The organism is Paraburkholderia tropica (genome assembly GCF_900109265.1).
In the GTDB taxonomy this organism is placed as follows: Bacteria; Pseudomonadota; Gammaproteobacteria; order Burkholderiales; family Burkholderiaceae; genus Paraburkholderia; species Paraburkholderia tropica.
Genome location: NZ_FNZM01000001.1, coordinates 32,981 through 55,147 on the forward strand (window position 1 = coordinate 32,981; position 22,167 = coordinate 55,147).

Here is a 22,167-nt window from a genome sequence, read left to right on the forward strand (position 1 = left end):
CCATTGCACGCACAGGAATAAAAAAGCGCGCCTCACAAGGGCGCGCCTTTTTTGCATCGTCAGCCGCTTACTTCAGGCCGAAATCCACCCGCGTCGTCGCGCCCTTGTCGTCGATACCCTTGGCATCGAGCTTGGGCGCCACCACGAACACGCGGCTCGGATCCACCTTGCCCTCGAAATACTGCTGCACCGCCTGCGCGCGCCGCTGCGCCAGATCGCGCAGCGTCGCGTCGTCCACGGGCGCGTGTTCGGCGAGCGCCTGCTTCATGTCGTCCTCGGGCAAGCTCTTGGTCAGGCCGATCATGTTGCGCGGCTTCTTGAAGTCGCCCGACTTATAGGCCTTCTCGAGATACTTGTTGTACTCCTTCGGATCGACCTTCACTGCCGAGGTGTCCACGCTTTCGCCGTTGCCCACGGTGTCCTTCACCTTCTGCTGACGCACGAGACGATCCACGTATTGCTCGCGCAGCGCAGGCGTATCCACGGCCGGATCGACGCGGCCGATCAGATCGATCTTGATCGACGGCTTGTCGTCGAGCGCCTTGGCGATGGTGTCGAGCTTCTTCGTATCGGCGTCGGTGAGCGTCGCCGTGCCCGGCGCGAATTCCACATAACCGAGTTCTTCGCCGCTGCCGCCGAACGCATTCGCGAGCAGCGAGAACGGCGCGGTCACGGCCTTTGCGATCAGGTTCAGCACCGCTTTCCAGATCAGCCCGCCAATGCTGAACTCCGGATTCGAGAGCGAACCCGACACCGGAATGTTCACGTCGATTTCGCCGCGACGGTTCTTCAGCAGCGAGATCGCGAGGCGCACCGGCAGCTTCGTCGCCGTGTCGTTGTCGACGTGATCGCCGAACGTCAACTGGTCGATGAAGATGTGGTTGTTCGCCGTGAGCTGATCGTCGGCGAGCTGATAGTGCAGGTCGACGTTGAGCTTGCCCTTCGTGATCGGATAGCCCGCGTACTTCGCGGAGTACGGCGTGAGATTGGTCAGTTCGATGTCGTGCGCGCTCGCGGTGAGATCGAGCGACGGCTTGGCGATCAGCGGATTCACCGTACCCTTGATCGTGATCGGGCCGTTGGCCGCGAGCTTCGCCGAGACATCGACGGGCGCGGGCGTGGTCGACTCGGTGCCGAACGCGCCCACGGTCCCCTGGATCTGCACGAGGTCGGCGGTGTAGTTCGGCTTGATGAAGTTGTCGGTGTAGTTCACGCGGCCGTTTTGCAGCACGAGCTGGCCGAAGTGCAGGCGCACCGGATTCTTCGGCGGCTGCGCGGCCGTCACGGTCGCGCCCGCGCCCGACGCGGCGGCAGGCGCCGAAGCCGTCTGCACCGGCGCGGCTGCGGGTTCGCTTGCGGCCTGCGGCGTGAGCGGCACCGGCTCGCGGCCGCCGCGCTGCGCGGCGCCGGTGTCGCGCGTGAGCGACTGCGCCTGACCGCTCTCGTGCGCCACCACGTCCTTGAGGTTCAGCTTGCCCTGCGAGTCGAGCAGGACGCGCCCGTAGAAGCCCGCGAAGGTCACGCGGCTCGCGTCGACGTCGGTGCCGCGCGCCTCGTCGTAATTCGCCTTGAGGTTCGTGAGCGCGAGCGAGCGCCAGCCCGCGAACGGGTCCGAGGTCGCCTTGTCGAGCATGCGCACGTCCACGAGCGCCGCGTCGCCGCGATAGTTCGCCCGCATCGCCTTGCCCTGCTCGACCGACAACTGCCCCTTCATGTTGAGCAGCGCGCTCGCGATCACCGCGTTCAGCTGGTTGCCGAAATACGGCTCGAACGCGGCGGCATCGAGCCGGTTCGCGTCGATCTTCAACTGCGCTTTCAGCGGCGTGGGATTCACGTTGCCGTCGAGCGCGAGCGTGCCCTTCTTGTTGACGGTCGCCTTCAACTCGATCGGCAGCGCGTGTTTCATGTCGTCGCTGATCTGCTGGACCTTGAGGTCGAGCGGCGCGATCGAGAGCTTCACGGGGCGCGGCGTGGTGCTGTCGGTGAAGTTGACCGAGCCGTCGTTCACGCTCACCGCGTCGATCTTGAAGCGCCACGTCGGGCCTTCCTGCACCGACTTCTGCGCCGCGTGAATCGCCGTGCGCTGCGGCGCGGCTTCATGCGTGGCCGCCAGCTCCATCAGATCGATCTTGCCGTTCTTCAGGCGCTCGGCGTTGACGGCCAGACCCGTGGTGTCCACCGAGGCGACCTGCGCCGTGCGCGCCGCCAGATCGACCTGGGTCAGCTGCACGGTGCCCTTCGCGAGCGCGAGCGCGGGCGCCTTCGCGCCGCGCGCGGCGACCTTCAGGGCGTCGAGCGTCAGCGTGCTCGCGCCGACCGTCACGGCGGCGGGCTGCTTCGCCCAGTTCGCGTTGACGAGCGCATCGAGGCTCAGCTTGCCGTCGACGATCTGCGCGGCCGTGACGTTGTCGATATAAGGCTGCAGCGCCGGCAGCGCGAGCGCGTTGAGCGCGATCTTCGCGTCGGCGCTTTGCGCGGCCATGCCGAAGTTGCCCGAGACCTGCGCCGTGCCGCCTTCGGGCGCGGCGAACGCGAGCGTGTAGGCGGCGGGCTGCTTCGCCGTCGACGAGAAGTTGGCAAGCGTCGCCGTGAGGTTGTTCAGGTCCAGTTGCACGGGCCGCGCGGCGGCCTCGTCGTGCACATGCACCGTGCCGCCCGTGAGTGCGAACTGGCGAATCGAGAGGTCGAGCGGCGGCGCTTTTTCGGCGGGCGCGGCCGGAGTGCTCGCGGTAGCCTGTGCGCCGGACGCCGCCGACGCCGACGCCGCAACCGGCGGCATCGCCGCGACGCCCGCCGACGCGCCGCTCGCGGCGGCGGCAGCTTCGGCCTTCGCGGCAGGCGCGTTGGCGAGCTTTTCGAAGCTCAGCACGCCGGCCTTGTCGCGCGCGACCCAGACCGTCGGCGCATCGATCCTGATCTGGTCGAAGCGATAGCTGTTGCTGAACGGTTCGAGCGAATTCGCCGCCACGTGCAGGCTGCGCGCGTTGAGCAGCGGCGCGCCCGCGTTGTCGCTGGCATCGATGTCGTTCAGGTCCGTCGTGCCCGAGACGCGCAGCGTGGGCTTTTCGCCCGACATCACGAAATCGAGCTTCAGATTGGTCGAAAGCTTGCCGCTCTTCAGCGTGACCGGCAGCTTCGACGGCGCGTACGTGAGCAGCTTCGGCACGTCGAGATCGGCGAGATGCAGTTCGACTTCCGACTCGCGCGAAACGGCGAACGGCTTGGTCTTGCCGTCAATGGCGAGCGTGCTCGCGCCGTCGATGCGCGCGCGCAGCATCGGCTGCACGAAGATATCGGTCTTGGAAGGCAGCGTGGCGATGAACGGAATGCCCAGCGTCCAGCGGTCGATCACGCGCTTCTCGTTGAGCAGGCGGTCGTCGAACGTGATCTGGCCGTTCTCCACGCGGATATTCGAGACGGAGAACTCGGCGGGCTTGCTGCTCGGCTTGTCGGACGGCTTCGAGAACTTGTCGATCAAATCGGAGAAGTTGAAGCGCTGCGCGTCGAGCCGCACGATGGTCGCGCGCGGCGAGTCGAGCCGCACTTCGTCGACGATCGGCGCGAGGCGGAACAGCGACGACCACGACGGCTTCACCACGAGTCGTTCGACGTCGAAGAAGTCGCCCTGACCGCCGCGCTCGCCGATATGCACGCGATCGGCTTCGAGCCGCAGCGTGTACGGATTGAGCCCGATGCGGCCGATCGTGACGGGGCGGTCGAGCTGCTTGCTCAACTGCTGTTCGGCGATGTGGCGGATCAGCGGCGGCGCGGCGAAGAAACCGAGCAGGCCGAACACCACGAGGAAGATCAGGACGCCCGTGAGGATGCGTCGTGTGCGGGGCGCGCGCGCGACGGCGCGTACCGATTGCAGGGAAGTCGTCAGCGATGCTTTGTTGATGCTTGCCATGCTTGCTGGCCAATGACGCGACAGTACGTTGTCGCAGAGTGAAAGACTGGGGCGTTTTGTCGGAAAAGTCCGACAGCCGGAAGTATAGGCCCGATGCCGTTTTGCGCGGCAGTAAAACGCCCGGCGTCATGGGCTTCGCAGCCGGCGCGCGATGACGCGGCGGCACATCCGCGCGCGCGGCGACCCGCGTGGTGAGCGGTTTGCTGGCGTCGGCGCGCGCGGTGGCGGCGCATGTCCGTCAGGCGCACGGCATCCGCTCCGACAAAAAAACAGCGGCGCACATCCGGGGAGGATGGCGCCGCCGCTCTATGCGCGTTTCATCGACGCGTCGATGTCACTGACGCTCGACCGCGGGCGGTTGCCACGAGCCGTCGGTGGCTTGCGGTTTCGGTGCGTACAGACGCAGCACGAGGCGGAAATCGCCCTTCGGCACCGGCACCCAGTTGGCGCCGCCGCGCGGACGCTCGGCGCTCACGTGCACGTCGAGCGAGCCGTCGCGGTTGCGGCGCGCACCGTTGCGGTCGCCGAACGCGACGCGCACCGGGCCGTCGCTGTCGAGCGCGCCGTCGGTCGTGTAGGCCGTGATCGACCAGAAGCCGCGCACCGGCGGCAGTTGCTTCGCGGTGAAGTGGATCACGTAGCGGTTCGCGCCGTTGAGCGTGTGGCCGTCGCTGTCCTGGGCGACGCGCGCCCGCACTTCGTCGAGACTCGTCGGCAGACCCGGCGAGGTGTAGGCCGCGTAGGCGCGCAATGCGTAGTCGGGGCCGTAGTTGCCCGCGTCGTCGCCGATCCAGAGCCAGCCGTTGCCCGCCAGCAGATTCGCGGGCGGCGTGGCGACGCGCGCGCGGCCGTCCTCGAAACCGGCCGCGACGAGCGCGGCGTCCTTCGAACCGGACGGCAGTTGCGCCGTCTCGCCCGCGTGCACGCCGATGTCACCGAGAATCTTGATCGCGTGCGGATCGTCGGGCATCGACGGGTTGTCGTCGATCGCCTGCGCGAGACGCGTGAAGAAGCCGTTGGCGTCGAGCGCCGCGACCTGCGCGCCCGGCGCGCCCGTGGCGACGGGGTCGCCGCTCAGGCCCGCGCCCGAGGACGCATCGGCTTGCGCGCCGCGCTTGCCGTGTTCGTCCCAGGCCGACAGCGGCGCGACGCGGATGCCGCGTTGCAGGCGGCGCACCGCCGCGATATCGCCGCCGCCGCGCGTCTGGATGCGCGCGAGGAACCAGACGTAGCGCGTGCTCACTTCGATGCGCTTCACGCGCGCGGGCAGCGTGCCTTGCCAGCCGGCCGGCACGAACGCAATCGTTTGCGCCTTCTGACCGGCAACGCGTTCCTTCGGCGGCGCGGCCGTCGACCAGACCACATTGGTCCACATGTCGAGCGCGCGGGCGTCCATATAGCGGCCGTGGGTGTCGGGCAGCGCGACGATGACCGGCTCGCGGCTCACGTCGAACCAGCCGGACGAGGCCAGCGTGTCGAGATTCGGCTCGGGCGGGCTGGAGGCGCCGACGGGCGGCAGCGATTGCGCGTGGCGCAGCGTGTTCGTCTCGGCCTGGCCGGGCGCGCTGCCGGTGGCGGCTTCACGCGAGACGTCCATCAGCACGAGCGGATAGCCGAACACGTAGGAATCCGACACCTCGTCCTTGACCCAGCCATTGCTCCTGGGCGCGACGCCCGCGGGCGCGGACGCGCAACCGGCAATCAGCGCAATCCCCGCCAGCGCGGCGCAGGTGCGGAAAAAGGGAAACTCTCGGCGTTTTCTTTTCATTTCTATATAGGTGCGAAGCAGGGGCGGTCCATGAAGTGACGTCGACCGGCTTCCGACGCGGCGCGCGGCCCCCCCAGGGCCGTGGTCTCGTGCGCGCAGCAAGGTGCCAATGCCGCCGGGTGGTATCGTATCGCCCGCGCCTTGCCGTGAAAAGTCTGACGGAAGTAAATCTGCTTTACCCGGCGTGAGGGGGATCGAGAGAGCCCTTGACCTTCCCATCATGGGAACGTAGATACTGCGTGAAGTCGAATCGTCATTGCGCGCGTTCACGTTCGCGCCCCAACATCATGAACGAACCTCTCGTTGCCGACAGCGCCGCCGCCAGCCGCGTCGCCGAGCTTGAAATTCACGGCATGACCTGCGCCTCGTGCGCGATGCGCGTGGAAAAAGCGCTCGCGAAAGTGCCGGGCGTCACACGCGCGTCGGTGAATCTCGCGACGGAAAAAGCCACCGTCGAAGCCAATGCCGACGCCGAAGGCGCTCAGGTTGCCGCCTCGGCCTTCGTCGATCGCCTCGTGGCCGCCGTCGAAAAAGCCGGCTACGAAGCCGCGCCTATTGTCGACGAAAATCTCGCATCGGCCGATAACGGCGCCGATTCCCCGGCAATCGCGCATTTCGCCATCGGCGGCATGACCTGCGCCGCCTGTTCGAACCGCGTCGAGAAAGTGTTGGCGAAAGTGCCGGGCGTGGCGAGCGTCAGCGTGAATCTGGCGACCGAGGAAGCCGCCGTCACGCTGAACGGGCCGCTTTCGGGCCAGATGAGCGATCAACTCGTCGCCGTCGTGAAAAAGGCCGGCTACGAGGCCACGCCGATCGTCAAGGACGCGCCCGCCGGGTCCGCGGCTCACGCCGCCACGGATTCGGCCGCCCACGGCGGCGCGCCGTCACGCGCCGCGGCCGCCGAAGACGCCGCGCGCCGCGAACTGCGCGCCGTGCTGATCGCCGCCGTGCTCACCGCCCCGCTCGTCGTGCCGATGTTCGGCCACTGGCTCGGCCTGCACTGGATGCTGCCCGCCGCCGCCCAGCTCGTGCTCGCGTCGATCGTCCAGTTCGGCTTTGGCGCGCGCTTCTATCGCGCCGCCTGGAAGGCCGTGCGCGCGGGCGCGGGCAACATGGATCTGCTGGTCGCGCTCGGCACTTCGGCCGCGTGGGGCGTCAGCGTCTACGCGATGCTCGCGCATCCGGGCGACACCGCGCATCTCTATTTCGAAGCCTCGGCGGTCGTGATCACGCTGGTGCGCTTCGGCAAGTGGCTCGAAGCGCGCGCCAAGCGCCAGACCACCGACGCGATCCGCGCCCTCAACGCGCTGCGCCCCGAACGCGCGCGTCTGCGCGAGAACGGCGCGGAGCGCGACGTACCGCTCGCGCAGGTGCGCGTGGGCGCGATCGTGGTCGTGCGGCCGGGCGAGCGCCTGCCGACCGACGGCGTCGTGCTCGAGGGCCGCAGTCATGTCGACGAATCGCTGATCACCGGCGAAAGCCTGCCGGTGCCGAAGGAGCCCGGCGAGCCCGTCACCGCCGGTTCGATCAACGGCGAAGGGCTGATCGCGGTGCGCACGACGAAAATCGGCGCGGAAACCACGCTCGCGCGCATCATCCGTCTCGTTGAAAGCGCGCAGGCGGAAAAGGCGCCGATCCAGCGTCTCGTCGACCGCGTAAGCGCCGTGTTCGTGCCCGCGATCCTCGTGATCGCCGCGATCACGCTGGGCGGCTGGCTGCTCGCGGGCGCGTCCGCCGAAACCGCGATTCTCAACGCGGTCGCCGTGCTGGTGATCGCCTGTCCGTGCGCGCTCGGGCTCGCCACGCCCGCCGCGATCATGGCGGGCACCGGCGTGGCCGCGCGTCACGGCGTGCTGATCAAGGACGCTGAAGCGCTCGAAACGGCGCACAACGTCGGCGTGGTCGCCTTCGACAAGACCGGCACGCTCACGCTCGGTCAGCCCTCGCTGACGGCGTTCGAGCCCGCCGGCGGCTTCGTGCGCAACAAGACGCTCGCGCTCGCCGCCGCCGTGCAGCAGCACAGCGATCATCCGCTTGCGAAGGCCGTGGTGAAGGCCTACGACGACGCCTCGCAGGGCGCGCCGCTGCCCGCCGCCGCCGACGCGCGCGCGGTGCCCGGACGCGGCGTGCAGGCGCAGGTCGAAGGCTGGCAGCTCGCCATCGGCAGCGCGCGCTGGGTCGCGGAACTCGCGCTCGACGTGCCGTCCGCGCTCGCGGCGCGCGCCACGGCGCTGGAAGCCGAAGGCAACACGATTTCGTGGTTGATCGGGACGCAGTCCGGCGCAGAGCCAAACGCGAAAACCAACGCAAAACCCGACACCGTGCTCGCCCTGCTCGCATTCGGCGACACCGTGAAGCCGACCGCGCGCGACGCCATCGCGCGTCTGAAGTCGATGGGCATCCGCAGCGTGCTCGTGACCGGCGACAACGCGGGCAGCGCTCATGCCGTGGCCGCCGAACTGGGCATCGACGAAGTCCACGCGCAGGTCCTGCCCGACGACAAGGCGCGCACGATCCGCGACCTCAAGATTCGCAGCGGCGCGATCGTCGCGATGGTCGGCGACGGCATCAACGATGCGCCCGCGCTGGCCGCCGCCGACATCGGCATCGCCATGGCCACCGGCACCGACGTGGCGATGAACGCCGCCGGCATCACGCTGATGCGCGGCGACCCGGCGCTCGTCGCCGCGGCGATCGACATCTCGCGGCGCACGTGGCGCAAGATCCAGCAGAACCTGTTCTGGGCCTTCGTCTACAACCTGATCGGGATTCCGCTCGCCGCTTTCGGGCTGCTCAATCCGATGCTCGCAGGCGCGGCGATGGCGTTCTCCAGCGTGAGCGTCGTGACCAATGCGCTGCTGCTGCGCACCTGGCGCGACAAACGCTAAAGCGCCCGCCTCAGCGCACGATCCTTTTTCAAACACATTGTTCAAACTGAGCGCGCGACGGTCACCGCCGTCGCGCGCTTTTTTTGTTGCGCCGTGCATTCCCATTTATTGCGCGGATCGGAATGCATTATTTTCGTGTGCGAAGTATTGAGTGCATGCTGCTAACGCGTGGCTAACGCGCAATTATTGCGGTTGATGCATCGTGCGCACGCGCGCCGCGAGCGATATTCATCCGAAGATATAACGCAAAAATCGCGATGTATCGCGGATTTTCTTGTCTGTGCCGCGCGTTTCGTTGCATCGCCGCACATTTTTTCGCGTACCCCTCAAGGATTCACGAAGCTGGCCGTAAATCGTTTGCCAGCGCTTCGAAAGCGCCCGGTCCCTCCGCATTATTCTTTTCAGGAACCGCTTCAATGATTCCATCCGTCCAGCGACGCACGAGCGTCGGCGTGCGGCTCGCGCTACTTTCGTGCGTGCTCGTCGCCGCGATCTTCGCGGCCTTCACATGGGCGCTCACGAACAGCGCCGCCAACCAGGTCGGCGACCAGGTGCGCGCGCGCATCGCCGAGAAAGACCATTCGGTCGCCTCGACGATCGCCCTCATCGACAGCGCACTCGACGCCGAAGTCGACCGCTCGATGTCGCTCTTCGCGAGCTTCCTGCCCGGCGAGTTCGCGCTCGATCCCGCGCAGACCGTCGACATCAACGGCAAGGCCACGCCGACCTTCAAGGTCGGCGACCACGTGCTGAATCTCGACTTCTCGATCCCCGATCAATTCCTCGCACGCAGCGGCGCCATCGCGACCGTGTTCGCGCGCAGCGGCGACGACTTCGTGCGCGTGACGACCTCGCTCAAGAAGCAGGACGGCTCGCGCGCGATCGGCACGCTGCTCGACCGCAAGGGTCCGGCTTACGAGCCGATCGTCGGCGGACGCAGCTACGCGGGCCTCGCGCAACTGTTCGGCAAGCAATACATCACCGAATACCGGCCGATCACGGACGCCGGCGGCAAGGTGATCGGCGCGCTGTTCGTGGGCGTCGACGTCGACAAGCAGATCGACGCGATCAAGTCGGAAATCGGCAAGCTCAAGCTCGGCCAGACCGGCTATTACTTCGTGCTGGATGCGTCGAACGGCGCCACGCGCGGCAATTTCATCGTCCATCCGGCCGACGCGGGCAAGCATTACGACGACGCCAACGCGCCCTACACGCGCATGCTCGAAGCCGGCGAAGGCACCTTCGAGTTCACGGGCGCGGACGCCTCGCTCGGCGAGCGCGACTCACGCGCGAAACTGGTCTCGTTCGTGAGCGCGCCGCAATGGCAATGGCTCGTGGGCGGCGTGGTGCCGCGCGACGAGATCATGGCCGAAGTGAACGCCACGCGTAACCGCTTCGCCGCGATCGGCTTCGTGCTCGTGGTGCTGTTCGCCGCGCTTTCGATCTACGCCGCGCGCCGCATGGTGAGCCAGCCGCTCGACGCCGCCGCGCACGCCGCCGGCCGGCTCGCGGCGGGCGACCTCACGGTGCGCATCGGCGCGTCGCTCGATCCGCGCGGCGCGCAGTCGATGCAAGCATCATCCGTATCATCCCCCTCGCTCGACGACGCGCAGAACCAGGGCGCCGACGAAATCGGCCGCCTCACGCGCGCGATCGACGGCATCGGCGTGGGGCTCGCGCAGATCGTCTCGCAGGTGCGCAGCGCGAGCGCGCAAATGAGCGACGGCACCTCGCGCATCGCCCAGGGCAGCGGCGAGATCGCCGAACGGATCGCGAGTCAGGCGAGCAGCCTCGAAGAAACGGCCGCGAGCATGGAAGAGATCACCTCGACCGTGCAGCAGAACGCCGACCACGCACAACGCGCCAACACCGTGGTGACGGGCGCCGCCGAGGCCGCGCTCGAAGGCGGCCGCGCCGTCGAACGCGTGGTGGCGACGATGCAGGACATCAGCCGCGCCTCGCAGAAGATCGGCGACATCACGAGCGTGATCGACGGCATCGCGTTCCAGACCAACATCCTCGCGCTCAACGCCGCCGTGGAAGCGGCGCGCGCGGGCGAGCACGGCAAGGGCTTCGCCGTGGTGGCGAGCGAGGTGCGCGCGCTCGCGCAGCGCAGCGCGGCAGCGGCCAAGGAGATCGCGGAACTGATCACCGAATCGACCTCGACCGTCGATACCGGCTACCGTATCGCGGGCGAAGCGAGCACGACGATGCGCGCGATCGTCACGCGCGTGGAAGAGGTGCGCTCGATCATCGCCGAGATCAGCGTAGCCTCGCGCGAACAGTCGGGCGGCATCGAGCAGGTGAACATCGCGGTCTCGCAGATCGGCGAGGCCACGCAGCAAAATGCCGTGCTGGTCGGCGACGCCGAGCGCGCCGCCGCCGCTTTGTCCGAACAGGCCGCGACGCTCGCGGAACTCGTGAGCGTGTTCAAGGTGCGCGGCTAGGCGAAAGTTGGTGCGCTTCGGCGCGCGGGCCGCAACGAAAAAGCCGGACGGCGTATGGCGCGCCGTCCGGCTTTTTTTATCGACTGCGAATTTTGGAATACGAAATTCGGCATGCGAAGTTGGCCGCGAATATGGCCGCAAAGCACGCGGCTTCGCGCAAAGGTTTTAACGCACGATGGTCGCGCGGCTCGCGAGCGACTGCACGCGCTGGTTCACAGCGGCGTCCAGCGCTTCGGCCTTCAGTTGACGACGGATTTCGTCCTTCACTTCGGCGTAGCTCTGCACCTTCATCGGACGCTTGTCCTGCAGCTTGACGACGACCCACGCGTCGTCCGACTTGACCGGCTGCGGCGCGACGCCGCCCACCTGCAACTGCGCGAGGGCTTGCGCGACGTCCGTCGGCACGCCGCGCGTCTTGCCGTCGACCACGGGCGTCTTGAAGCTCACCCACGGCATCTGGCCGCCGTTCGCCTTCGACGGCGCCAGGCTGACCTGCTTCGCCACGGCGTCGAACGTCTGCCCTGCCTTCAATTGCGCGATCGCGTTTTGCGCTGCGGCCTGATCGGCAACGACGATCAGTTGCGGCTTGAACTCGTACTGGCCGAGTTCGGCGTTCACGGTGGTGTACCGCGCCTTGATCTGGCGCTCGGTCGGATCGGCGGCGCGCACGTTCGCTTCGAGCCACGCGCGGATCGCCATGTCGGTCTTCTCAGCCTCTGGCACCTGGGCGACTTCGGGACGCTTGTCGAAGTGGTCGTGGACGGCTTGCTGACGCAGCAGTTCGCGGGCGATCAGACCGTCGCGCAGCGCTGCGCGCAGTTGCGGCGCGTCGGGTGCGCCGTTGGCGGTGACTTTGCGGACGGTGTCGTCGAGCGCGGACTGAGGAATGGCCACGCCGTTGACGACGGCGACCGCGCCGGCCGGCAACGCCGCCGACTGCGACGTCGCGCCGGATTCGCCGGCCGCGTGGGTGAGCGTGGGCAGCACGGTGCTGACAGCCACGGAAGCGAATGCGGTCACGCACAGCGTGCGGATCAGGTGGGACATGCGGATCACTGCGGGGAACTCCAAGGTTTGAATGCGTGTGCGCTTCGCGGCGGAAGGCCAATCGAGGGAATCTAGCGGAACTTCGCTCAGGAATGCGTCAGCAAGTGTCAAAGCTAAAAAGTAGTCACCCGGGATGTGACTTAGGTCAGCACATGAATGGAGCTGCTGAGGTGGCTTACTGAGTGTCCGTTGCGAGGAATCGCTGCCAGATCAACGGCCTGGCAGAGATGCAGACAGCTTGTCCACAGGGCTGCCAACAATTTCTGTGGACAAGATGGTGCCTGTTTTTGCGGCACACGGCGGGGTGTGCCAAAACGGGGCATCGCGGGGGAAAACGCTTATTCATCAGCAAGTTGGCGCACTCACCCCAAGGTTACTCACAGGGCTATCAACGAAAACTGTGGAAAACTTTGGGGTGCTGCGCAGGGGCTGCGAAGCGGCGGCGAAGTTCGCGCCAGACTTTCGGCGAGCACCGCACACGCCGGCGAATCCATCCGCTCACACTGTCCGCTCATCATCCTCCGGCACCCCGCCAAAATCCGCGCGCACCGCCCCCTTGCGCCCGATCAACCATCACGCAAAACCCGCGCTCGCAATCACTCGATGCTGTTACCGTGCGCGCTCAATTTCGCCTGAGCGCCGATTCGCCAACGCGCCAGGCGCCCGGCACCCCGCACCAGCCCGAGCACCGCTTCATGACGCCCGCCTCCCGGCCGCCTTTGCGCCACAAGATCGCCGCCCTCTACGCCTTCCTGCTGGCCCTGAATACGGGTGCGTGGCTGTGGGCCATCTGCGTTTTCCGCGATCATCCCGCGCTGCTCGGCACGAGCCTGCTGGCCTGGTCGCTCGGTCTGCGCCACGCGTTTGACGCCGATCACATCGCCGCCATCGACAACGTCACGCGCAAGCTCATGCAAGCCGGACAGCGTCCGCTCGAAGTCGGCCTTGCGTTCTCGCTCGGCCACTCGACGATCGTTGTCATCGCCACCATGGCGATCGCCGCGACGGCCGCCTCGTTTCAAGGTCCTCTGGAGCGCTTTCGCGACACCGGCGCGCTGATCGGCACCTGCGTTTCGGCGGCGTTCCTGTTCGCCATCGCGCTATTCAATCTGCTGATCCTGCGCTCGGTCCTGCGCACCTACCGGCGCGTACGGCGCGGCGAGGCCTGGAGCGAAGCCGATCTCGACGTGCTGCTCGCGGGCCGCGGTCTGATCGCGCGGCTGCTGCGTCCGCTCATGCGGCTCGTGACGCGCGGCTGGCATATGTATTTCCTCGGCTTCCTGTTCGGTCTGGGTTTCGACACCGCGAGCGAGATCGGCCTGCTCGGCATCGCCGCCGCGAGCGCCACGCAGGACCTGCCGATCTGGGCGATCCTCGTGTTCCCCGCGCTTTTCACCGCGGGCATGACGCTCGCCGACACCACCGACAGCCTGCTCATGCTGGGCGCCTACGGCTGGGCGCTCGACGACCCGTTGCGCAAGCTGCGCTACAACCTGTCGATGACCGCGCTCTCGGTCGTCGTGGCGGTCGTCGTGGGCGGCATCGAAGCACTCTCGCTGATCGGCCAGCGTCTCCATCTCGAAGGGGGCGTCTGGCGCGCCGCCGATACGCTCGGCGACCAGCTGGGTCTCGGCGGGTTCATCGTGGCCGGTTTGTTCGCCGCCGGCTGGCTCGCCTCGATGGCGCGCTTTCGCGCCCGATCCGGCACGCCCGCATCGCGCACGCCGGCCGGTCATTCCTGACGAATTCTGACAGTCCCGCATCTCGGCGTGCCGCTGAATAAGCCCTCACGCATCGGAATTATCCGATAGCCAATCTGAATTGACTCCGGTCAAAACAAGATGGCCACCCAGGCCAGATCATTCCAATTTTTCGCAGCCCACACGGTCCATCAAGGAGGCCATCTTGGAGACGTTCTACGACGCCATGCGCGCACAGGGTGTGACGCGGCGCAGCTTCCTGAAGTTCTGCAGTCTCACGGCCACCGCGCTCGGTCTCGGTTCGGCGTTCGTGCCGCGCATCGCACACGCGCTCGAAACCCGTCCGCGCACGCCGGTGATCTGGCTGCACGGGCTCGAATGCACGTGCTGCACCGAATCGTTCATCCGCAGCGCGCACCCGCTCGCGAAGGACGCGATTCTCTCCATGATCTCGCTCGACTACGACGACACGATCATGGCCGCCGCCGGCCACCAGGCCGAGGCGATCCTCGAAGACATCCGCACGAAGTACAAGGGCAACTACATCGTCGCCGTGGAAGGCAATCCGCCGCTCAACGAAGACGGCATGTTCTGCTTCCCCGGCGGCGAGCCCTTCGTCGAAAAGCTCAAGCGCGTGAGCGCCGACGCCAAGGCCGTCATCGCGTGGGGCGCGTGCGCCTCGTGGGGCTGCGTGCAGGCGGCGAAGCCCAATCCCACGCGCGCCACGCCGATCGCCGACGTGATCCTCGACAAGCCCATCGTCAAGGTGCCGGGCTGCCCGCCCATTCCTGAAGTGATGGCCGCCGTGATCACCTACATGGTCACGTTCGACCGACTGCCGCCGCTCGACCGCCAGGGCCGCCCGAAGATGTTCTACGGCCAGCGCATCCACGACAAATGCTACCGGCGTCCGCACTTCGACGCGGGCCAATTCGTCGAAAGCTGGGACGACGAAGGCGCGCGCAAGGGCTACTGCCTCTACAAGATGGGCTGCAAGGGCCCGACCACCTACAACGCCTGCTCGACGGTGCGCTGGAACGACGGCGTGTCGTTCCCGATCCAGTCGGGCCACGGCTGTCTCGGCTGCTCCGAAAACGGCTTCTGGGACAAGGGTTCCTTCTACGACCGCGTGGTCGACATCAACCAGTTCGGCATCGAGCAGAACGCCGACCGCATCGGCATGAGCGTCGCCGGCGTGGCGGGCGCGGCCATCGCCGCGCATGCGGTCGTCAGCGCGATCAAGAGCACCGTGCTCAAGCGCACCGACCTCAAGCCGCTGCACGAGATCCACGACAACAATAACCATCAGGAGCCGCGGCAATGAGCTACGCAACCCAGGGCTTCACGCTCGACAACAGCGGCCGCCGCGTGATCGTCGACCCGGTCACGCGCATCGAAGGCCACATGCGCTGCGAAGTCAATCTCGACAGCAACAACGTCATCACCAACGCCGTCTCCACGGGCACGATGTGGCGTGGTCTCGAAGTGATCCTGCGCGGCCGCGATCCGCGCGACGCGTGGGCCTTCGTCGAACGCATCTGCGGCGTCTGCACGGGCACGCACGCGCTCACGTCGGTGCGCGCGGTGGAGAACGCGCTCGGCATCGCGATTCCCGAGAATGCGAATCTCATCCGCAATCTCATGCAGGCCACGCTGTGGGTGCACGACCACCTCGTGCACTTCTATCACCTGCACGCGCTCGACTGGGTCGACGTGGTGAGCGCGCTCAACGCGGACCCGAAGCGCACCTCCGAACTCGCGCAGAGCATTTCCGACTGGCCACTGTCCTCGCCGGGTTACTTCCGCGATCTGCAATCGCGGCTGAAGCGTTTCGTCGATTCGGGCCAGCTCGGGCCGTTCCGCAACGGCTACTGGGGCCATCCGGCCTACAAGCTGCCGCCCGAAGCCAATCTGATGGCGGTCGCGCATTACCTCGAAGCGCTCGATTTCCAGAAGGAAATCGTCAAGGTGCATACGGTGTTCGGCGGCAAGAATCCGCATCCGAACTGGCTCGTCGGCGGCGTGCCCTGCGCGATCAATATCGACGACGTGGGCGCGGTCGGCGCGGTCAACATGGAGCGTCTGAATCTCGTCTCGCAGATCATCGACCGCACGATCGAATTCGTGCAGCAGGTGTATCTGCCCGACGTCGTCGCCATCGCCTCGTTCTACAAGGATTGGGCCGCGATCGGCGGCGGCATTTCGGGGCAATCGGTGCTCTCGTACGGCGACTTCCCCGACCACGCCAACGACTACGGCGACAAGAACCTGCTGGTGCCGCGCGGCGCCGTGGTGAACGGCAACTTCAACGAGATCCTGCCCGTCGATCTGCACAACCCCGAGGAAGTGCAGGAGTTCGTCGCGCACTCGTGGTATCGCTATCCGGACGGCAAGCAGGGCCTGCATCCGTTCGAGGGCGTGACGGAGCCGCATTTCGAACTGGGTGGCGCGACCAAGGGCCATCGCACGAAGATCGAGCAGATCGACGAATCGGGCAAGTATTCGTGGATCAAGGCGCCGCGCTGGCGCGGCCACGCGATGGAGGTGGGGCCGCTCGCGCGCTATCTGATCGGTTATCACCAGAATCGCGCGGACATTCGCGAGCCGGTGGACGCGCTGCTCGCGAAGCTCGGCGCGCCGGTTTCCGCGCTCAATTCCACGCTCGGCCGCACGGCGGCGCGCGCGCTCGAAGCCGACTGGGCCGCCACGAAGATGAAGTACTTCTTCGACCGCCTGATCGGCAATCTCAAAGCCGGCGACACGGCCACCGCGAACGTCGACAAATGGGAGCCCGCGTCGTGGCCCGCGCAGGTCAAGGGCGTCGGTTTCACCGAGGCGCCGCGCGGCGCGCTCGGTCACTGGATCCAGATCCGCGACACGAAGATCGACAACTACCAGTGCATCGTCCCCACCACGTGGAACGGCTCGCCGCGCGACGAGCAAGGCCAGATCGGCGCGTTCGAGGCCAGCCTCATGAACACGAAGATGGCGAAGCCCGACGAGCCGCTCGAAATCCTGCGCACGCTGCACAGCTTCGACCCGTGTCTCGCCTGCTCGACGCATGTGATCGGGCCGGCGGGCGAGGAACTCGTCAACGTTCAGGTGCGCTGAGGCGCGCAAGCGAGGTCGCAATGTCCAGGCAAAAGCAACTCAAGACCTACAGTTTCGACGGCAACGCGCCCGCCGAATTCGAAGGCAAGCGCGTCACGTCGGTCTATGTCTATCAGGCTCCCGTGCGGCTGTGGCACTGGCTCACCGTGCTCGCGGTGATCGTGCTGACCGGCACGGGCTTTCTGATCGGCAAGCCGGTTTTTCCCACGCTCTCGGGCGAGGCGAGCGCGCATTTCATGATGGGCTGGCTGCGCTTCGCGCACTTCACGGCGGGTTACGTGCTCGCCGTGGGGCTCGTGTTCCGCGTGTGCTGGGCGTTCTTCGGCAATCACTTCTCGCGCGAGATATTTCTCGTGCCGGTCTGGGATCCGCAGTGGTGGCGCGAACTTTTTTACGAGTTCCGCTGGTATCTGTTCCTCGCGCGCTATCCGAAGAAATACGTCGGCCACAACCCGCTCGGTCAACTCGCGATGTGCGGCTTTTTCATCGTCGCGGTGCTGATGTGCGTGAGCGGTTTCGCGCTCTATGGCGAAGGCCTCGGCACGACGAGCTGGGCCTCGCACACGTTCGGCTGGGTCATCTCGCTCGTCGGCGGCAACAGTCTCGCGCTGCATAGCTGGCACCGTCTGGGCATGTGGAGCATCGTGCTGTTCGTGATGATCCACGTGTATGCGGCGATTCGCGAAGACATCATGTCGAAGCAAAGCATGATCTCGACGATGATCAGCGGCTTCCGCATGTTCAAGAACTGACATGCGCGACTCGATCTCTCATTCGCAAGACGTGCCGCAACGCGCGCCTCAAGCAGCGCCGCCGCACATCGTCGTGCTCGGCATCGGCAACGTGCTGTGGGCCGACGAAGGCTTCGGCGTGCGCGCCGTCGAGGCGCTCAACGCGCAATACGCCTGCGCGCCGAACGTCGAACTCGTCGACGGCGGCACGCAAGGTCTCGCGCTGCTGCCGCTCGTGGAGTCGGCGCACAAGCTGATCGTGTTCGACGCGATCGACTTCGGTCTCGCGCCCGGCACGCTCGACGTGCGCGAAGGCGACGAGGTACCCGTTTGCCTGCAGGCGCGCCGCATGAGCCTGCATCAGATGGGTTTCGCCGACGTGCTCGCCTGCGCGCAGCTCAAGGGCAACTATCCGCAGGAAATCGTGCTGATCGGCGTGCAGCCGGTCGAACTCGACGACTTCGGCGGCAGCCTGCGCGACGCCGTGAAAGCGCAGATCGAACCGGCTATCGCGCAAGCCTGTCGTTTCCTCGAACGCTGGCAGGCCGCGCCGCGCGCGCGGCCGGCTTCCTCCGCGTCACCTTCTGGCGCCGAGCCGCTGAACGCGGCGAGCCTCGCGCTCGCGGCCTACGAAAACGGACGCCCGAGCGAGCGCCTCGCGAACCGCGACGGCGACACGCGCTTCTGGCGCCCACAGGAGAACGTCTGATGTGCATGAGCATTCCCGCACGCATCGTCTGCGCCGAAGGTCTCGTCGCGCAGGCGGTCACGCGTCACGGCGCGTGCGCCGTCGATCTCGCGCTCACCGGCCCGCTGCCCGCGGGCGCGTGGGTGCTCACCTTCCTCGGCGCGGCGCGCGAGGTGATCGACGCCGACCGCGCGCGCGACATCGACGCGGCGCTCGACGCGCTCGAAGCCATCGCACGCGGCGAGATCGACAGCACGCAGGCGGCAGCGGGCCTCGACCGCTTTTTCGCCGACCTCACGAACCGCGAGCCGTCCCTGCCCGCGCATCTGCGCACGCGCGCCGGTTCACCGGACACTTCGGATACCCCATCATGACGCTCGCAACGCTTTCCGGCGGCCCGACCCTCGACACGCTGCGCGAACGCCTCGCGCGCCACGGCTACGTGGAAGTCGACGAGCACACGCTCGACGGCGTGGCCGCGCGCGCCGCGCAACTCGTGCTGCTGCCGCTCGACAATCCCGCGCAGCGCCCCGAATTCGCCGACCTGCTCGTGATCCTGCCCGAGCTGCTGCGTCAATTCGGCGACGACGCCTTCACGGTCGCCTACGCCTGCCCGCCCGCCGCCGTCGCGCTCGCGCGCCGCTTCGGCGTGCTGCGCCAGCCCGCGCTGGTGTTCCTCCACTTCGGCGCGCTCGCCGGCACGATCGAAGGTCTGCGCGACTGGCGCGAATACGTGCAGGCGTTCGCGCGACTGTGCGCCTCGGGCGCCGCCACAGGCGTCACGGAAACCAAGGGAGTCACGCGATGAACCGCGCCGATTTCATTCCCATCCTGCCGCTCGTGAGCGGCCCCGGCTCGCAGCCGCAGCAACCCGGCGACGAAGCCTGGTCCTGTCTGCCGCTGCCCGTCGAAGTCGAGACCTGGCGCGCGCCCGCGTTCCCCGAGCCGGGCGAGCCTGGCGCCGCCGCCGTATTGCATCTGCTGCACGGCATGATCGACGCGCTCGAAAGCCTGGCGTCGCCGGACAAAGCCATCCGCTTCCCGCTCGATGCGCTCGACGCCGACGCGCATCGCCTGCTCGCGCAGGTCTTCGGCGAAGGCGAAGTCTCGGCGCGCGTCGCACTCGACGACGGCGCGACCGTGCAGATCCAGGAAGCGCGCTACGCGGGCGTCTGGCGCGTGATCACGCTCGGCGCGCAAGGCGAGCGCATCGCCGATTACGTCGAGATCGCGCCCGCGCCGTCCGTCGTGTTCGAAGCGTCGGCGCGCGGCGCGGCGCACGCGGCCATTCCGCCCGTCGGCGAAGCCACGCTGATGAACGCGCCCTCGCTCGCCAGCGAAATCGCCGCCATCCACGCGCGCGCCGTGCAAACCGGCGGCGCGGGCCAGCACACCATCAACTTCAGTCTGCTGCCGGTCAGCCCCGACGATCTCGCGTGGCTCGAAGGCATGCTCGGCGAAGGGCGCGTCGGGTTGTTCTCGACCGGCTACGGCAAATGCATGGTGATGGCCACGGCGCTGCGCCACGTCTGGCGCGTGCGATATTTCGACGGCACGAGCAAGGTGCTGCTCGACACCGTCGAGATCACGCGCCTGCCCGAAGTCGTGCTCGCCGCGCCCGACGATCTGCGCGATTCGTTGCAGCATCTGCGCGAAATCGTGCAATGGCTGGAGTCGCACTGATGTTCGAAGGCAGCTACCTCGGCGACAACGGCGCGCTGCGCCCCGCCAGCCGGCTCGAATGCAAGATCTGCTGGTGGGTCTACGATCCCGCGCTCGGCGATCCGGTCTGGGACATCGCGCCCGGCACGCCGTTCGCGGCGCTGCCCGCGCACTGGAAATGCCCCGTCTGCGACGGCGCGCGCGAGCAATTCATGGTGCTCGACGATGCACGCGCCTGACGTCGTTCGCCGCGCCGCCACCGATCCCGCGCACGATCCGTCGCGCCGCGTCGAAGCCGCGTTCGCGCAGATCGCCGCCACGCGCATGCGCGATCTGCCGTATCTGAATCCGAGCCTTGCGGTCGCGGCCGTGGGCTTTCGCCTCTGGCAGTCGAGCTGGATCGGCGTGCTGGTCACACCGTGGGGCATCAATCTGCTGCAACTGCCCACGGACGACGCGCCGTTCGCGGCCTGGCGCGCGGCGGACGCCATCGACGTGACGCTGCCCGGCGCGATGCTCGCGTTCGTGCCCGCGCGGCTCGATGCGCTCGGCGAGTATCGGCAATGCTCGCTGTTTTCGCCCGCCCAACAATTCGCCGATCAGGCCAGCGCGCTCGCCACCGCGCATGAAGTGCTGCGTCTGCTGTTCGAGCCGGAAGCGTCGGCCGATGCCACCGTCGCTGCCGTCGCCACGCCCGCGCCGCCCGCCGACCCGCGCCGCCGCCGTTTGTTCGGACTCCGGCCATGAACCGCAGCCACGTTCTCACGCTGACACTGCGCGGCGACAGCAAATGCGTCCGCGACGTGAGCGCCGAATGGCAGCCGCTGCCTGTCGAACGCCTGCTGATCGGCGCGCGCGTCGCCGAAGCGGAAGCGCTCGTGCCCGCCGCGCTCGCCTTGTGCCGTCATGCGCACTGCGCCGCGGCTCACTGGGCGCTCGCGGCCGCGCAACCGGGCCCGCTGCACGCGCTCGACGCCCGGCGCGATGCGCGCGTGCGCCTCGAAGCCGCGCGCGAAACGCTGCGCCGCTGGCTCATCGATCTGCCCGGCGAACTCGGCGAACAATGGGCGCCCGGCACGCTCGCGCTCTGGCCGCAGCTCGACTCGCACGCGGCCATTGCGGCCTGGTGCGCCGACCACGTGTTCGGCATGCAAGCCGCGCAGTGGCTCGCGCTCGATAGCCGCGGCCAACGCGCCTGGGCCGCGCGCGGCACGCGCGTCCCGGCGCGCTGGCTCAACACGCTGCTGCACGATGCCGACCGCGCGTGCATCGCGACGTCGGCGGGCGTGCTGCATTACGTCGATCGCGCGGGCGTCGCGCTGCTTGCGGGCGCGCCGTGCATACCGTGTGCGCCGGGTTCATCGTCGACAAGACCCGCCGACGCCGACGCGCCGCCGCACGCCGACCTCTGGGACACGCCCACGTGGATGCCCGATCTCGCAACCGGCCTGCTGATCGCGCGGCTACAACGCCTCGCGCACTACTGCGCTCACGGCGACGACGCACCGCCCGTCTCCGGCGGCTGGCGCGCGGGCGCGCTCGGCATCGGCTGGGCGCGCGGCGCACGCGGCCTGCTCGTGCACGTGGCGCGCGTCGAGCACGGCGTGATCGCCGCGTGGCGCATCGTGCCGCCCACGCAATGGAATTTCGGCGCGCCCGCCTTGCTGCGCCAGGCGCTCGCGCAGCGTAGCTGGGACGACGCGCAACGCCGCGCCGCCCGTCTCGCGCTGTTGCTCGACCCCTGCGTGGCGCACGAGATCGTCGTGCAGCGCGGCGCGGCGCACGTCATCGATTCGGGAGCGTTACAAGGAGCCCAGCCGTATGCATGAAATGGCCATCGCGCACAGCATTCTGGACCTCGTCGAGCACGAGGCCGCGCGCCAGCACGCCACGCGCGTGCGCACGCTCGAACTGGAAATCGGGCAACTGGCCAATGTCGATGTGGGCGCGCTGCGTTTCGCGCTCGACGTCGTGCTGCGCGACACGATCGCGCACGGCGCGCGCCTGGAAATCGCCGAACCGCCGGGCCAGGCGTTCTGCCTGCGCTGCGGCGACGAGGTGGCGCTCGCGCGCCGCGGCGAACCCTGCGCAGCCTGCGGCAGCTACCAACTGGCCGTGACCGGCGGCGACACCTTGCGCGTCGCCGGCATGATCGTCGACTGAGTGCGTCGGCGCGAAATCCAACGCGTCCGGTTCGCGCCGGACGCATCTAGAAAGG

General features: G+C 67.7%; 17 protein-coding genes. 14 read left to right on the forward strand and 3 right to left on the reverse strand.

Annotated features, from left to right (window positions below):
* Window positions 1-67: 67 nt before the first annotated feature.
* Both BMY06_RS00145 and BMY06_RS00150 read right to left on the reverse strand, forming a co-directional pair.
* Entirely contained in the window at window positions 68-3,907 is a 3,840-nt protein-coding gene (locus tag BMY06_RS00145) for a DUF748 domain-containing protein (protein ID WP_074980969.1), read from the reverse strand.
* 334 nt (window positions 3,908-4,241) lie between these two features.
* Window positions 4,242-5,675 carry a DUF1254 domain-containing protein gene (locus tag BMY06_RS00150; RefSeq protein WP_065065328.1) on the reverse strand — a complete coding sequence of 478 codons (1,434 nt, stop codon included), beginning with the start codon at window positions 5,673-5,675 and terminating at the stop codon, window positions 4,242-4,244.
* Between the two features lie 287 nt (window positions 5,676-5,962).
* Between BMY06_RS00150 and BMY06_RS00155 the strand changes: the two genes are divergently transcribed.
* Window positions 5,963-8,563, forward strand: coding sequence for a heavy metal translocating P-type ATPase (locus BMY06_RS00155; protein ID WP_074980973.1), 2,601 nt, complete (start codon window positions 5,963-5,965; stop codon window positions 8,561-8,563).
* Between the two features lie 416 nt (window positions 8,564-8,979).
* Window positions 8,980-11,010, forward strand: coding sequence for a methyl-accepting chemotaxis protein (locus BMY06_RS00160; RefSeq protein WP_074980975.1), 2,031 nt, complete (start codon window positions 8,980-8,982; stop codon window positions 11,008-11,010).
* 165 nt (window positions 11,011-11,175) lie between these two features.
* Here BMY06_RS00160 and BMY06_RS00165 read toward each other — a convergent pair whose 3' ends face one another.
* Window positions 11,176-12,057 carry a peptidylprolyl isomerase gene (locus tag BMY06_RS00165; RefSeq protein ID WP_074980977.1) on the reverse strand — a complete coding sequence of 294 codons (882 nt, stop codon included), beginning with the start codon at window positions 12,055-12,057 and terminating at the stop codon, window positions 11,176-11,178.
* Between the two features lie 695 nt (window positions 12,058-12,752).
* Between BMY06_RS00165 and BMY06_RS00170 the strand changes: the two genes are divergently transcribed.
* The 12 genes from BMY06_RS00170 (at window position 12,753) to hypA (ending at window position 22,112) form a co-directional block, all read left to right on the forward strand.
* Entirely contained in the window at window positions 12,753-13,799 is a 1,047-nt protein-coding gene (locus BMY06_RS00170; RefSeq protein WP_065065356.1) for a HoxN/HupN/NixA family nickel/cobalt transporter, read from the forward strand.
* 163 nt (window positions 13,800-13,962) lie between these two features.
* Window positions 13,963-15,081 carry a hydrogenase small subunit gene (locus BMY06_RS00175; RefSeq protein ID WP_074980979.1) on the forward strand — a complete coding sequence of 373 codons (1,119 nt, stop codon included), beginning with the start codon at window positions 13,963-13,965 and terminating at the stop codon, window positions 15,079-15,081.
* Window positions 15,078-16,868: a nickel-dependent hydrogenase large subunit gene (locus BMY06_RS00180; protein WP_065065324.1), complete on the forward strand. Its 1,791-nt coding sequence runs from the start codon at window positions 15,078-15,080 to the stop codon at window positions 16,866-16,868. The genes BMY06_RS00175 and BMY06_RS00180 overlap by 4 nt, the downstream gene beginning before the upstream one ends.
* 20 nt (window positions 16,869-16,888) lie before the next feature.
* Window positions 16,889-17,620: a Ni/Fe-hydrogenase, b-type cytochrome subunit gene (gene cybH / locus BMY06_RS00185; RefSeq protein WP_065065323.1), complete on the forward strand. Its 732-nt coding sequence runs from the start codon at window positions 16,889-16,891 to the stop codon at window positions 17,618-17,620.
* A gap of 1 nt (window position 17,621) precedes the next feature.
* Window positions 17,622-18,308, forward strand: coding sequence for a HyaD/HybD family hydrogenase maturation endopeptidase (locus tag BMY06_RS00190; RefSeq protein WP_074980981.1), 687 nt, complete (start codon window positions 17,622-17,624; stop codon window positions 18,306-18,308).
* 5 nt (window positions 18,309-18,313) lie between these two features.
* Complete coding sequence (locus BMY06_RS00195; protein ID WP_244144342.1) at window positions 18,314-18,661, forward strand: HypC/HybG/HupF family hydrogenase formation chaperone; 348 nt, start codon at window positions 18,314-18,316, stop codon at window positions 18,659-18,661.
* Window positions 18,658-19,095: a thioredoxin domain-containing protein gene (locus BMY06_RS00200; protein ID WP_065065320.1), complete on the forward strand. Its 438-nt coding sequence runs from the start codon at window positions 18,658-18,660 to the stop codon at window positions 19,093-19,095. The genes BMY06_RS00195 and BMY06_RS00200 overlap by 4 nt, the downstream gene beginning before the upstream one ends.
* Complete coding sequence (locus tag BMY06_RS00205) at window positions 19,092-19,970, forward strand: hydrogenase expression/formation protein (RefSeq protein WP_065065319.1); 879 nt, start codon at window positions 19,092-19,094, stop codon at window positions 19,968-19,970. Before BMY06_RS00200 ends, BMY06_RS00205 begins: the two co-directional genes overlap by 4 nt.
* Entirely contained in the window at window positions 19,952-20,188 is a 237-nt protein-coding gene (locus BMY06_RS40035) for a rubredoxin (protein ID WP_237181397.1), read from the forward strand. The genes BMY06_RS00205 and BMY06_RS40035 overlap by 19 nt, the downstream gene beginning before the upstream one ends.
* Complete coding sequence (gene hybE / locus BMY06_RS00210; RefSeq protein ID WP_244144341.1) at window positions 20,175-20,696, forward strand: [NiFe]-hydrogenase assembly chaperone HybE; 522 nt, start codon at window positions 20,175-20,177, stop codon at window positions 20,694-20,696. Before BMY06_RS40035 ends, hybE begins: the two co-directional genes overlap by 14 nt.
* A complete protein-coding gene (locus tag BMY06_RS00215) occupies window positions 20,693-21,778 on the forward strand; it encodes a hypothetical protein (protein WP_065065316.1) in 1,086 nt (361 codons plus the stop codon). The genes hybE and BMY06_RS00215 overlap by 4 nt, the downstream gene beginning before the upstream one ends.
* Window positions 21,771-22,112: a hydrogenase maturation nickel metallochaperone HypA gene (gene hypA / locus BMY06_RS00220; RefSeq protein ID WP_074980985.1), complete on the forward strand. Its 342-nt coding sequence runs from the start codon at window positions 21,771-21,773 to the stop codon at window positions 22,110-22,112. The genes BMY06_RS00215 and hypA overlap by 8 nt, the downstream gene beginning before the upstream one ends.
* Window positions 22,113-22,167 lie beyond the last annotated feature (55 nt).